Raw genomic sequence first — 11296 nt, 5'->3', positions numbered from 1 at the left:
GTGGGTTGGAAACCAGCAATATCCTCTGAATACAAAAGGCAATCCGGGGATATGGATTGATAAGCAGCAAGTTAATCCAGGTGACATTTATATAGTGACCGGCGCAGACGCTGCGAGTAATCGCGATTATGTAGCAAGGAACTATTTTTCAGCCAATCAATCGTTTATCTGTGATAGCACCACAATTTACCCCGATGGCGATAGTTCAACAGTTAACTGGTCGTGGGTTGGAAACCAGCAGTATCCTCTGAACACAAAAGGCAATCCGGGGATATGGATCGATAAGCAGCAAGTTAATCAAGATGACATTTATATAGTGACCGGCGCTGACGCTGCGAGTAATCGCGATTATGTAGCAAGGAACTATTTTTCAGCCAATCAATTATTTATCTGTGATAGCACCACAACTTACCCCGATGGTGATAGTTCAACAGATAACTGGTCGTGGGTTGGAAACCAGCAATATCCTCTGAATACAAAAGGCAATCCGGGGATATGGATCCTGGGTCAGCAAGTTAATCCAGGTGACATTTATATGGTGACCGGTGCAGACGCTGCCAGGAATGGCCATTATACGGCGCGGAACTATTTTTTAGCCAATCAATCGTTTAACTGTGATGTCAGCAGAGTTTACCCCTATGGTGATTATTCAACAGTTAACTGGTCGTGGGTTGGAAACCAGCAATATCCTCTGAACACAAAAGGCAATCCGGGGATATGGATTGATAAGCAGCAAGTTAATCCAGGTGACATTTATATTACTACTGCCATAGATGTAACCAGAAATCCCTCTGACAAAGCAGGGGACTATTTTTTAGCCAAAAGATTATTTATGTGCTCTATTGATAATAAAGCCACATATTATCCTAATAGTGGTAGTTCAACAGATTACTGGGGATGGCTTGAAAATAAGTAGGAATGATTGGAAATGATAGTTTGCAGGGTTAACATTCTAAGTGCAACGTGTAACATCCAGAAATGGCATAGTTAATTTTACCAAGTGGATAGAGGAGATATTATCACCTCAGATTGATGACAAACCTCAGATGATGTCTTTCTGAGGTTTGTTTTTCTGAGTTGTTACTATGTAAGTTATTGATTTTTCGTTCTCGAATTTCGCAGTTTAGAAACGAATATCAACTCTTAGAGTACTTTGTCAGCAGTCTGGGCGATATCATCGCCTCAGATTTTCTCAATCTGGAAACAGGTTTCCGGCATTTCGCCTGGCTATGGTGACGTTATCTTCCTCTCTACGACCTGTCTGCGGGTATGGCTCCGGCGTGAATGTTAGGTCTTCGTGTTGCGTAATAACGGTGATCTGTCTTAATGCCGATACCACGGCATCGGTGTCATCCTGGAATACGCTACTGATAAGGTGACGTATCTGGTTGATAGTGGTTCGCTCGTCGAACAGTTCCGCAATCAGGTGCGGCAGGCGCGGATCTTGACGCATTAGCGCCATACCGGCCAGCATGGCGGCTCGGCAAGCGTTACCTCGCGCTTTGACGGGGAGTTCTGCCAACATCTCATCGGCCAGAAGGTCGGCCCGCGAATGCGCGGGCTTCAGGTAAAAACTTATCTTGCGGTTGCTCACTGTGGTGTCCCCATCTGATACAGGCCATTTACCAGATCAAACTGAGGTGTAAGGCTTTCAAAGAAACGCGCGTCCGGTACGGCGGTAACTTCCCGCACGGCGGCTTCGACGATGTTGGCGCCGCCGCCGACAACGGCAACGTGCGTATATCCAGAAAAGCGCTCGATCGCGAGCTGCACGCGGCGATTCAGTATGGCCTCTTTTTCCTGCAAGGCGGTCAGTACCAGATGGAACTTGTCGGCATCGTTAACGCGGGTGCGCAGGTATGGCACGTCATGGCGGTGCAGGATTAAATCGTCAGCGAAGTAACTGCTGGCGCGCGTGTTCGCTGCAGCAAGGGCAGATTTGACCGCCTCGGTCATGAGCGACACACCAATACCCGGATCGCAAAAGGTCTTGGTGATGCCGGTGAACTGGCCGCGCACCTGCGCCACATCCAACGTGGTACCGCCCAGGTCGACGATCAGCAGCGAATCCAGTTCGTCCAGGTCTTTCACGATGTCGAAGCCAGCCGGGATGGATTCTGGCATCACGCGCACATTGCGAATGGTGAAGGTCTCGCCGCCATTGAGCGTCACCGGGCGCAGAATATTGCGCTGTTTGCGCTGGATGTTGTCGCGGTTCGGTTGGTTGTGTTCGTCCAGGTATTCACCCAGTGGCAGCGTGACTTCCACATCGACCGGCTGCGGCGGCAGGCCGGTTTTGAGCAGGGTGTGATGGATGGCGACCACGTTCACATCGCTGTACTGGTAGCGGGTGTGGGTTGTGCGGATGGCGTCCGGGCTGACCGGATCGAACGAGTAACGTTCGCCGTCAAGCAGGTAGTTGGCTGGCATCTGGTCGCCGAACGGCGTTGACCATTCGGGCTTGAAGCTGTTGGGGCTGCGTAGCGTGCGCTGCTCGCCGTTCTCTTGCCATGCCATTTTGATTGCGGTGGAGCCATCGTCGATAAAGATTTTCATGGTGTTGCCTCTTTGCAGTGTGGGTCATGAAATGCCGTTTAAACGGCGGTTTTTGGTCATGAAATAGAAAAATGGCGATTTACGCGGTTGCCGTTGGCGGCGTTTTTCTATTTCGTTCCCGTTTTTGCCCTTTAAGGGGCGTTTTGTGACTCTTTTGGGTTGGCGCTAATCGTCTATGCTCGATAGCACCTGCATGATCGCCAGGCGTTCAACCGGTGGCGGTGCCTGGTATTTTTTGCGCCAGCGTTCTACCTTTCGCTTGATGCGCTGGCGGTCGATGTAGTCGACGCCGGCGTAAGCGGTGGTGAAGGGCTTGCCTTCTGGAAAGTTCATCCAAAGTTGCTCGGTTCTTACGCCGCCGCGGGTCATGGCCTGGAAGTTGATTGAGCGCCAGTCTGGCAGCAACTCGTTGTACAGTGCGGACGGATAGCCCGATAGCATGACGCTGGCCGGCAGCGAACGCAGGCAAGCAATCAGGCGGCGATGGTCGTCTGTAGTGTATTCGTGGCGATAACGGGCGTTGCTGGTACGGGTTTCCGGCATATAAGGCGGATCGGCGTAAATCAATACCCTGCCGGCGGCGGTAAAATCGAAGCTGCCCAGGAAGTGAGCCGCATCGTGCTGGATGAGCTGAACATACGGCAGGCGGTGGCTTATGTTGAATTCGGCCAGTGCATCCTGATCAATATCAACGCCGATGTTGGCTTTCACTGGCGGCTTGCGCAGCATGATGGCGCCGCCGCCCAGGTGCGTCTCGATGTAGGTGTCATGTGGTGGCATATTGGCGATGATTTTTTGATAAACGCCGCTTGCTGCCTTGCTTCCCAAATACCCCATGCGGGTACCTCATAGTTAAAAGTGGCTGTACTACAGCCGTGTTGTTTTTGTCTGTGCGGTACCGCCACCAGGTGGCATCGCTGTTTTTGTCTGTGCTTGCCGGTGTGGCCAACACAGATGTATCGGGTTAAAACGGTGTAACGGTGCGCCTGATCGGTTCGAGGCGATCGCCGCGCAGCCTGATGGCTTCGCCACCGCCAATGTCCAGCGTGGCGCCGCGCAGCAGTGCGCTGATTTCCCACGGTTCCAGCCGGATGCCGAGCGCGGCGGCAAGCTGTGCAACATCGCCGGTGCGGTAGCTCGGTGGCGGTGTTTCGTCGTCGTCTTCCCTGGTCATTGGTGCTGGCACTTCCAGTAGACGATTGCCGGCCAGGCGGAAGGCGTAGCCGTCGCCGCAGTCCACGGTGTCGCCGGCCAGCAGGCTGATAACCTGCTGCGGCTCCGGTGTTAGGCCGAGATCGCGCAGTGCAGCGTTGATGGCGTCTTCCGGTGTGCTTTCGCTCACAGGTGGCGATTGTCGTGTCATCCCCGTTTCCCCCTCCTTTTTGTCCGGTGGTGTCGCATTGCGGATCCTGTTGAGCAATACACGCCGCTGGTGCCGGGTGAGTTGCTCAAAATTGAGGTTCTCCGGCTCTTTATCCGTGGCGCTACCCGCCCCTGCTTCGCTTGTTTTTTGCTCAATGGGACAGTTATTGCCACGGGTCCAAGGGACGGCGGGGCCGCCCTGAGGGTCAACGTCAACCCCTTGACGATCGGCTTCGCCGGCCGGTTTTACGGCTTTTCTGATGCGCTGCCAGTTATCAACGTGGGTGCAAATGCGTGATTCAGCTCCGAGTTGGGGCGACCAGATACCAAAGATCTGCGTGCCGTGCTCGCCGTAGTCGTTGGGCTTGTCCGCTTCGGCGTAGGCGGTACGGACGACGTGCTCTTTGCGTGGCTGGAGGATCCCACCTTGCTTCAGGATGTACGTTGCAATGCAGCCAGCATCGGCCGCCGACATCACGTCATCCATGGCTTTATCCATGAGGCGTTGTTGCTTTTTGCCGTCCTTGCCCTGGCGGCTGAGCTGTCCGGCCAACCGACGCAGTTCGCGGTAGGTCTGACGTGATGGGATGCCGAAAAACTGGAACTGGCGCACACGATGGAGGGATGCCCAGGCGATGGCGTGCTCTACGGTGTCCGCCATGCTTTTACCGCTCTCGTGATCAACGGGTGGCTCGCCCGTTTTTGGGTCTGGCTTGGTCAGTTTGCTGCCATCGATGTTCTTACCGATATAGGCGGCGATGTAGCTCAATGGCGAGCCTTTCTCCTTGGTGATTTGCTCGACCTTAAAGCGTGGTGTGATGTCATCACCCAGCTCGGCGCGGTCCTCGCGGATGGCAAACTCGCGCAGAATATCAGTGATGGCGTCCTGGTCTTCCGGGCGGCAGAACACCATGACGTGCCAGTGTACCGTGCCATCGTGATGCGGCTCGGCAACGCGCACGCCATACCAGCGCAGCCCCTTGCGGTTAAGTTTTTTGCGCACGCCGGCGAACAGGTTCACCAGGTAATCGCTGCTATCGCGAACGGTGCGGGCGGCCCACTTGGGGTTAGGTGAACCGCTGTTTATTAGGGTGGTGTGATACTTCGACGGGCAGGTGATCGTGAACCAAAAGGCATTGTCGCTGCGAGTTTCGGCGATCTCCTGCATCCCTTTGACAGTGATCATCATCTCAACGCGGCGGTGCTTCGGATTGCTGTTGCCCGCGAAATATATGGTTTCCATATCGATGCTGAACCCGTCATCGTTGACTAGCTCATAGGCTTTCAGAAACTCGCGCGTGCGGCGGCGCTGTTCCCGGTGGTGTACCAGTGAGTCCTGGCTGACGTAGGCGGATGTTGTGCGGCTAACCAAACATGCGGCGCGCAGTTGCTCCTCGCGCCACTCGCAACGGTAGCGCCACAGCTTGCGTTGCCACCAGGTGGCACAGCACAGGCGGGCTAGTGCGCCCGGCAACAGATGGTAAGGCGTTTCGCCACGCTGGCGGCGACTGACATCCAGTGCGGCCCAGCATGGCGGAGTGATGTTGAGGCGTAGCGTTTCATGGGCGACAGTGGTGTAGACGCGCAAAATATCCTGCGGTGTTGCTTCGCTGGTTAGGTGCTTCTCGCATTCCTGGCTGAACAGGCTTTCCATGGCGCCGGCGGTGAGGGTGGCGAGTAACTGCACCTCACGCTTGCTCAGCTCCGGCAGGCGCAGCAGCTCGTCCAGGCGTTCGCGTCCGGCGATGTAGCGATAGGCTATTGTCTGATGACGGCTATTGATCTGCTCAAGTCGCGGGATGACGCGCTTTATGGTGCCACGCAGGAATTTGCGGGCCGGGCGCTGCTTGCCCCCCTCGGCAATCGTGCGCGCCTGCTGCCTGCGGTAGGCGTTCAGGCGAGCCAACAGAGGTTGCTTAACGTGCCGCGGCAGCGCAAACAATGCGGCGGTAATCTCAGCGTCGCGATCGTCGGCAAAAACCTGTCGCTTCTCTCGGTTGGCTTCAATTTGCGCGTCGCGCTCGCCTTCCCGGTCTGCGTAGTCACGCAACAACTGATCGCGCAACGCCAATCTGCGCCGATCCAGTTGGCTAAGGCTGGCGCGATATTCTGCTTGCCGCCGCGCTTCTCGTGCTTTCTCCTGCCCCAGAGCCTCCGCTATCCAGTAGGACAACGGCGTTTCAACCGGGCGCTCCGTGCCAAAGAGCGCCGGATCAATGGCTGATTGCGGTGCATTCCAGTGATAAATGTACGCGCGGGTATCCAGCGGTTTTCCGGGGAAATTCGCTGGCGGTGAGGGGGCAATTCGCCCCCGGTTGTTGCGGTTTGTTTGTGTTGTCATCGAGTTACCGCCGCGCTGGACGCCATTGCATCATGTCCTGAAATACCGCCTGGCACTGCGTGGTCAGGCGTTCAGACTCGCTCAGGTAGGCATTAAGGGAGACGGTGCCGGTGCGGCGCACGCTGTGCGCTATCAGGTCGGCAATCAGGTGAGCGGGATTGCTGTAAGCGGCCAGCATCGCCCGGCGCAACTTGGTCAATGGATGCGGCGCATCGGCGGTATACAGCGAGAAGCGGTGGGACTCGCGTACGATGGTGTAATAGCTGTCGACCGTGTACTCGCCTTCTGGCGAGCAACATTCGGCGGCATCGTCCAGCGATTGCAACCAGGTGCCGTAGAGATCGGTGAGTTCCCGGCGCAGGTGTGGTGCCTGCTGGTGAGTCCAGCGTAAAAAATCGTGCGGGGTGCTCATTGCTCGCCTCCCACTTGCTGTAGGAGGTGATCGAACAGACCGGCGGCGTTGAGTTCTTCACTGATGTCGTTGAGGTCGTCGTTGATGTAGCTAAAAAGATAGGGGGAATAGAACTTCAGAAGTGGGGATGGATTGCCAGATTTGAGATCAATAAAAACGAAATGAGACAGTTGGTTTGAGCGGTGCAGTTTGCGATAGCAATCGACACTTAATTGGGCTTGCGGTTTTTTTTGGTGAGTCTTGGTAGGGGTAGTGGCCATGGTGGCAACCTCAGTAGGGAGTTTGGTTAACTCACCACCGAAGCTTCCACACTTATGGGTGGTGAGACGTACAGGGGTGGAAGTACCGGTCCCTACTGAACCCGGCCAGCCTTGCGGCTGCCCTGCACGCCCCACCATAAACTGGGTGTAGCAGCGCATCGCACACAAAAAAACCGCATAGGCGCGGTTGTGCGCAGTAAGGAGTTCCGGGCTTCCACACCCGGCAGCGGATTTTGCCGCTGCGGCGGAACTATAACGCCCGGTGATTTTGCAAGGCAAGCGATTTTTGTGTGTGCACAGCGTGCGGAAGTGATTCATGCGGAAACTCCCAGGGTTGCGATGATTTCGCCCGCAGCCTGCCGCTTGTTGCCTTTGCAGCTCACTGAGCGTGGTGCGGTGATGTGGTGAACGGTGAAACCGCTGTATTTGTAGATATTGGCGGCAATGGCGGCATTGGAGACGACGACCTGGCTACCGCGTGCGACTGCGGCGTGCAGTGCGGCGATCATTCGGCTGTGGTCTTCAGGGGTGAAACCGGCAGTGTGGTATTTGGTGAAATTGGCGGTGCTGGATGCAGGGATGTACGGCGGATCGCAATAAATCACGTCGCCGGTGCCGGCCATCTCGATGGTTTCCTCAAAATCCAGGCAGAGGAATACGGCGTTCCTGGCCTTCTCGGCGAACTGGCGGATCTCTTCTTCTGGGAAATAAGGCGCTTTGTATTTGCCATAAGGGACATTGAACTCACCGTTAAGGTTGTAACGGCACAGGCCGTTGTAACAATGGCGGTTCAGATACAGGAACATCACTGCGCGGCAAAAGGTATCTTCGCAGCTGTTGAAGCTGTCGCGGATAACCCGGAATCGCGCCTCGTTGTTGTCGAACCTGAAGAATAGTTTGGCGCAATCTATTAGGTCGTCCGGTGCGTTTGACGCGACATTAAACAGACCGATTAAATCCGGATTGATGTCTGCCAGCAGGCAGCTGTTGTAATCGGTGTTGAGGAATACCGATGCGGAGCCGGCGAACGGCTCGATCAGGCGGTTGCCATCTGGCAGGTGCTGGCGCAGGGCATCCATGATGCGGGCTTTGCTGCCCGCCCATTTGAGCAGGGAGCGGATCATCTGTTACGTTTCTCCCAGCAGACTGCTGCGCCAACAAACATAAACATGATCGCTAAAGCGATAATGATTACTGCTGGAAGTCCCCACAATGGCGCCGTGACCCACCACCACGACCAGGTGATGTACCCCATCAATTTTAGGGTGATAAAAATAAGCGCCAGAATGGACAGAAAACCCAGTCCGCCTTTTTTCGTTTCTTTATTCATTTTGTTTTTCCTGTTGATAAGAATTTATTCACATCCCAGATCCAGCACTTCCAGAACATGACGGAATAGGACGGCAACAGCTCGTAATAGAGCGGCCCGTAACAATCAATAACGATGCAGCGTTGCCGGTAAACCCAATCACTCCGGATAAGGACAAACAGTTGAGCGGCGAATAACGCCAAAAGAATGAAGACATCCATTATTTACTCACCTCGTTATCAAAGGCTGCGTGCGTCATTAATTTCCAACTTACGCCGCAGTTTTTTCTTAATAATCGCCACCACGCGGTGACACGGATTTCCAGATAGGCAAAACGTTTGGTTTTGGTGTAAACCTTTTCGCCACGATCAAAGCGTGAGAGCAGCGCTGCGGCCTTCGCATAAATGCGCCGATCAGCCTGTGGGCCAGACAGGCGGGCTCTCATGGCTGCTGACTCTGGCGGTGTGGTGCCATGAGTTGCTGCCAGATGTGAATGACGGTCTTGGCCTGGTGAATGGCGTCGTGCAACGCGTTGTGCTTCTCGCCGTCGAACGGCACGGCGGTGCGCAGATCCATACCGGCATCTCTGGCTGCGTGCTCGAAGGTCCTAACATCGCGAGTATTCCAGAACTTCCATGTAGGCATCAGGTCGATGCGGTCCATAGCTGAGGTGATGATCGGAATATCAAAATCGGTGCCCTTGGCCCATATGAAAGCATCAGGATGCGGGCTGTTACGCAGAATAAAACACCCCATCTCACCCAAAGCCTGGCGAATATGTACGGCGTTATCGGTGGCAATTTCGCTACGGGCTTCGGCGCTTTGGCGTAACCACCACTTCACTGTGTCAGCGCCGATGGTGCCGCCGCATTGTTGGCTGCTTTCGAGGTCAACGCGCTGGTAGAACCGCTTGCCGAGCGTACCTGTATCGAAATCAAATGCTACGGCACCGATCGCCACAATGGCGGCGGTGGGGGTTTTATCCATGGTTTCCAGATCAAGCATAATGTGTCGCATCGTTTTTCCTTTATTTAGGTAATGGGAGTCCCGGCGCGGTTAAGCGCCTAAATGTCATTGCTAATATTTCCGGTTAAATTAACTTCGCATCGTCGTGCAATATGTCTTTGGGGAACTCATGCACCAATTCGCGCATTTCCAGCATGGCGTTAATAATGGCGATGCGCTCGCGTTCTGTTAATTCATCAAAATGCAGGCGGTGGCGTTCTGTGCCAATACGTGCCCAGAAATAGATCACCGAGCGGTAACGGCTAATGCGTAGATTGTCGAAAAACTCGCGCACTAAATTCTTTTCTACCCTGGCATTGGTCACGAGGCGCTTTAATTTGGCTGCATGGGACAAACCGCGGGCGATCTGCTCGGCGGTCAGGTTTCCGGTGCTGGCTGAATTTTGCATTATTGCTACCTCGCTATGCCGACTATTGCCCATTTGAAAGCGCATCCCCTTTGGACGCCAATCCCACCGGTTAAAGGTGGGGGCTGCGCTTTCAGATGAGTGCTGGTTTTTGTTGTGTGACCGGCGCACATGTTGGTATGTTCGCTACGCCGCCTTCCCGCAAAGAAGTGAGCGGCGTAACGATTTCCCACTAACAAAGAGGAGTCATGAATATGCAATTACTTCGAGTATTTAAGCGCGGCGCGCCCAACGCCGTTGAGCTGGTCAGATAGCACGTGAGCAAGCACATCTAAGTTGATGGTGGGTAGTAATTCTTCCCATGCCTGGCGTGCGCGCTGTGCGTCTATAACCACATCAAGTTGATAGCGGATTAAGCGAGCGCACTCGTCGTGTGCTTCACCGTATTTTTTCTGATAAATATCACCCTCGGTTAAGGATTCTTTATTCATGAGTACACCTCCCAATCTTGAATTATTTAATGAAACAGTTGGTAAAACTTTTGCTTTTCTTTATGAAAACTTTCCTGTTGAGAGAAGCATTTCACTTGAAAAACTGTTGGAACTTAAATGCTTGAAAATTGGCTCTGCCGACTTTGAAGAAGCAGAGAAAAAACGCGATATATGCTACTACTCCATAAAATGGCTGATTGATGCTGGATATATTTCTGCCGAACCTCGCCCTTATTCTGGTTTTGCTGATGCTGTTTTAACGGTGCGAGGTGTTGAACTGCTAAAAATTCGACCTAAAGCACTGTCAGATACATTCGGCGACTCATTACTTAAATTATCCAAGTCTGGAATAATGGGTGGTGTAAAGAACTCGCTTAGTGGTTTGACATCAACAATGTTAACAGCGGGAGCAACCATCTCTTATCACATGGCAATGGTCCATCACTCATAATAAATTCACCACTTATACCGGCTTCGGGATTACATCTTGCTCCCGAAGCATTCTTAAATGGTCTTGCAATACCTTGGCTGATCCAATGTCCTCACAGTTATAAGCAAGCTCTACGGCATTTTTCATACCGAAAACCAGTGTGCGGCGCGCACTTATTTCACTTACGAAGCCGCTACTAATAGTAAAGTTGTAGCGCTCTAAAAGTAGGTTTAATAAATCTTTAAAAATACGATTCATGCTTTCACCATGTGTCTATTCAGTGGCTCAAGGTTTTTAATCACTGGCTCTGTCGTTAATGCCATTCCTTTAATGTATGGCGCACCGATAGCGGCCATGCACGGCATGTATTCCATGGCTGGGTATACCGGAACGGCTTCCAGTTCGAGTTCAGTAAGGGCGCTAAACCATTTTTCGTTTGGCTGAATCAGCACATATAAGCAAACGGTGTCGTCGTTAATTTCCGTTTTTGCACCGATGATTTCCCCGATGTTATGCACCGGTATGCGATGAAAGTAGCCTTTGCGAACTGGTGCGCAGTGAAAACTAGGGGAATAGCTTTCCGCCAGTGCGATCAGCGTTTCAGCGCTGATATGGCGAGCGTCGGTGGTTTCACCTTCACGGGCCAGTAGGATCCAGAATGGAGTGCTGTTCATTTTTGGTAACCTCTTGTCAATGAGTGCCGGTTTTTAGCCATGTCCGGCGCATGGTATTCTGGAGTTCTCACACAACCAGAATAGGAAAT

The 11296-nt window shown here is 53.3% G+C and carries 15 protein-coding genes; 2 read left to right on the top strand and 13 right to left on the bottom strand.

All coding sequences use genetic code 11. The features are described from left to right. Nucleotides 1–916 (top strand): hypothetical protein (locus OCH02_RS14565; protein ID WP_261431837.1); only part of this gene is annotated, 916 nt, incomplete at its 5' end. 276 nt (nucleotides 917–1192) lie between these two features. Here OCH02_RS14565 and OCH02_RS14560 read toward each other — a convergent pair. From OCH02_RS14560 to OCH02_RS14510, 11 genes are all read right to left on the bottom strand, one after another. Next, a complete protein-coding gene (locus OCH02_RS14560; protein WP_261431835.1) occupies nucleotides 1193–1594 on the bottom strand; it encodes a plasmid partitioning/stability family protein in 402 nt (133 codons plus the stop codon). Further along, nucleotides 1591–2556 (bottom strand): plasmid segregation protein ParM, encoded by a 966-nt coding sequence (locus OCH02_RS14555; protein WP_261431834.1) that lies wholly within the window; start codon nucleotides 2554–2556, stop codon nucleotides 1591–1593. The genes OCH02_RS14560 and OCH02_RS14555 overlap by 4 nt, the downstream gene beginning before the upstream one ends. Before the next feature lie 165 nt (nucleotides 2557–2721). After that, complete coding sequence (locus tag OCH02_RS14550) at nucleotides 2722–3393, bottom strand: DNA adenine methylase (RefSeq protein ID WP_261431833.1); 672 nt, start codon at nucleotides 3391–3393, stop codon at nucleotides 2722–2724. Nucleotides 3394–3520: 127 nt separating this feature from the next. Beyond that, nucleotides 3521–6259, bottom strand: a complete 2739-nt coding sequence (locus tag OCH02_RS14545; RefSeq protein ID WP_261431832.1) for a replication endonuclease — start codon at nucleotides 6257–6259, stop codon at nucleotides 3521–3523. A gap of 4 nt (nucleotides 6260–6263) precedes the next feature. After that, nucleotides 6264–6671 carry a DUF5405 family protein gene (locus OCH02_RS14540; protein WP_261431831.1) on the bottom strand — a complete coding sequence of 136 codons (408 nt, stop codon included), beginning with the start codon at nucleotides 6669–6671 and terminating at the stop codon, nucleotides 6264–6266. After that, nucleotides 6668–7249, bottom strand: coding sequence for an ash family protein (locus OCH02_RS14535; protein ID WP_261431830.1), 582 nt, complete (start codon nucleotides 7247–7249; stop codon nucleotides 6668–6670). The genes OCH02_RS14540 and OCH02_RS14535 overlap by 4 nt, the downstream gene beginning before the upstream one ends. Further along, on the bottom strand, nucleotides 7246–8055 hold the full coding sequence (locus tag OCH02_RS14530; protein ID WP_261431829.1) for a Dam family site-specific DNA-(adenine-N6)-methyltransferase: 810 nt from the start codon (nucleotides 8053–8055) through the stop codon (nucleotides 7246–7248). The genes OCH02_RS14535 and OCH02_RS14530 overlap by 4 nt, the downstream gene beginning before the upstream one ends. After that, nucleotides 8052–8261 carry a hypothetical protein gene (locus OCH02_RS14525; protein ID WP_261431827.1) on the bottom strand — a complete coding sequence of 70 codons (210 nt, stop codon included), beginning with the start codon at nucleotides 8259–8261 and terminating at the stop codon, nucleotides 8052–8054. Before OCH02_RS14525 ends, OCH02_RS14530 begins: the two co-directional genes overlap by 4 nt. 420 nt (nucleotides 8262–8681) lie before the next feature. After that, nucleotides 8682–9257 (bottom strand): 3'-5' exonuclease, encoded by a 576-nt coding sequence (locus tag OCH02_RS14520; protein ID WP_259190109.1) that lies wholly within the window; start codon nucleotides 9255–9257, stop codon nucleotides 8682–8684. A gap of 73 nt (nucleotides 9258–9330) precedes the next feature. Further along, complete coding sequence (locus tag OCH02_RS14515) at nucleotides 9331–9654, bottom strand: DUF5347 domain-containing protein (protein WP_261431824.1); 324 nt, start codon at nucleotides 9652–9654, stop codon at nucleotides 9331–9333. Between the two features lie 218 nt (nucleotides 9655–9872). After that, nucleotides 9873–10103: a hypothetical protein gene (locus tag OCH02_RS14510; protein WP_261431823.1), complete on the bottom strand. Its 231-nt coding sequence runs from the start codon at nucleotides 10101–10103 to the stop codon at nucleotides 9873–9875. On the opposite strand from OCH02_RS14510, the gene OCH02_RS14505 reads away from it, so the two are divergent. After that, the gene (locus OCH02_RS14505) at nucleotides 10102–10554 is read left to right on the top strand and encodes a hypothetical protein (protein ID WP_261431822.1); all 453 of its coding nucleotides are present in this window, start codon (nucleotides 10102–10104) and stop codon (nucleotides 10552–10554) included. The two genes, OCH02_RS14510 and OCH02_RS14505, sit on opposite strands and share 2 nt — an antisense overlap. Nucleotides 10555–10566: 12 nt before the next feature. On the opposite strand, the gene OCH02_RS14500 is transcribed toward OCH02_RS14505, so the two are convergent. Together OCH02_RS14500 and OCH02_RS14495 are read right to left on the bottom strand one after the other, a co-directional pair. Continuing rightward, nucleotides 10567–10791 carry a hypothetical protein gene (locus tag OCH02_RS14500; protein ID WP_261431821.1) on the bottom strand — a complete coding sequence of 75 codons (225 nt, stop codon included), beginning with the start codon at nucleotides 10789–10791 and terminating at the stop codon, nucleotides 10567–10569. Beyond that, complete coding sequence (locus OCH02_RS14495; RefSeq protein ID WP_261431820.1) at nucleotides 10788–11207, bottom strand: GPO family capsid scaffolding protein; 420 nt, start codon at nucleotides 11205–11207, stop codon at nucleotides 10788–10790. The genes OCH02_RS14500 and OCH02_RS14495 overlap by 4 nt, the downstream gene beginning before the upstream one ends. Between the last annotated feature and the right edge of the window lie 89 nt (nucleotides 11208–11296).

It is taken from the genome of Serratia quinivorans (assembly GCF_946227985.1).
In the GTDB taxonomy this organism is placed as follows: domain Bacteria; phylum Pseudomonadota; class Gammaproteobacteria; order Enterobacterales; family Enterobacteriaceae; genus Serratia; species Serratia quinivorans_A.
This window is presented reverse-complemented; position numbering and strand designations above follow the sequence as displayed.

Bases quoted from the DNA above. Each gene is read 5' to 3' on its own strand.
- OCH02_RS14555 (WP_261431834.1), bottom strand. From the start codon at position 2,556: ATGAAAATCTTTATCGACGATGGCTCCACCGCAATCAAAATGGCATGG.
- OCH02_RS14550 (WP_261431833.1), bottom strand. From the start codon at position 3,393: ATGGGGTATTTGGGAAGCAAGGCAGCAAGCGGCGTTTATCAAAAAATC.
- OCH02_RS14545 (WP_261431832.1), bottom strand. From the start codon at position 6,259: ATGACAACACAAACAAACCGCAACAACCGGGGGCGAATTGCCCCCTCA.
- OCH02_RS14540 (WP_261431831.1), bottom strand. From the start codon at position 6,671: ATGAGCACCCCGCACGATTTTTTACGCTGGACTCACCAGCAGGCACCA.
- OCH02_RS14535 (WP_261431830.1), bottom strand. From the start codon at position 7,249: ATGAATCACTTCCGCACGCTGTGCACACACAAAAATCGCTTGCCTTGC.
- OCH02_RS14530 (WP_261431829.1), bottom strand. From the start codon at position 8,055: ATGATCCGCTCCCTGCTCAAATGGGCGGGCAGCAAAGCCCGCATCATG.
- OCH02_RS14525 (WP_261431827.1), bottom strand. From the start codon at position 8,261: ATGAATAAAGAAACGAAAAAAGGCGGACTGGGTTTTCTGTCCATTCTG.
- OCH02_RS14520 (WP_259190109.1), bottom strand. From the start codon at position 9,257: ATGCGACACATTATGCTTGATCTGGAAACCATGGATAAAACCCCCACC.
- OCH02_RS14515 (WP_261431824.1), bottom strand. From the start codon at position 9,654: ATGCAAAATTCAGCCAGCACCGGAAACCTGACCGCCGAGCAGATCGCC.
- OCH02_RS14505 (WP_261431822.1), top strand. From the start codon at position 10,102: ATGAGTACACCTCCCAATCTTGAATTATTTAATGAAACAGTTGGTAAA.
- OCH02_RS14510 (WP_261431823.1), bottom strand. From the start codon at position 10,103: ATGAATAAAGAATCCTTAACCGAGGGTGATATTTATCAGAAAAAATAC.
- OCH02_RS14500 (WP_261431821.1), bottom strand. From the start codon at position 10,791: ATGAATCGTATTTTTAAAGATTTATTAAACCTACTTTTAGAGCGCTAC.
- OCH02_RS14495 (WP_261431820.1), bottom strand. From the start codon at position 11,207: ATGAACAGCACTCCATTCTGGATCCTACTGGCCCGTGAAGGTGAAACC.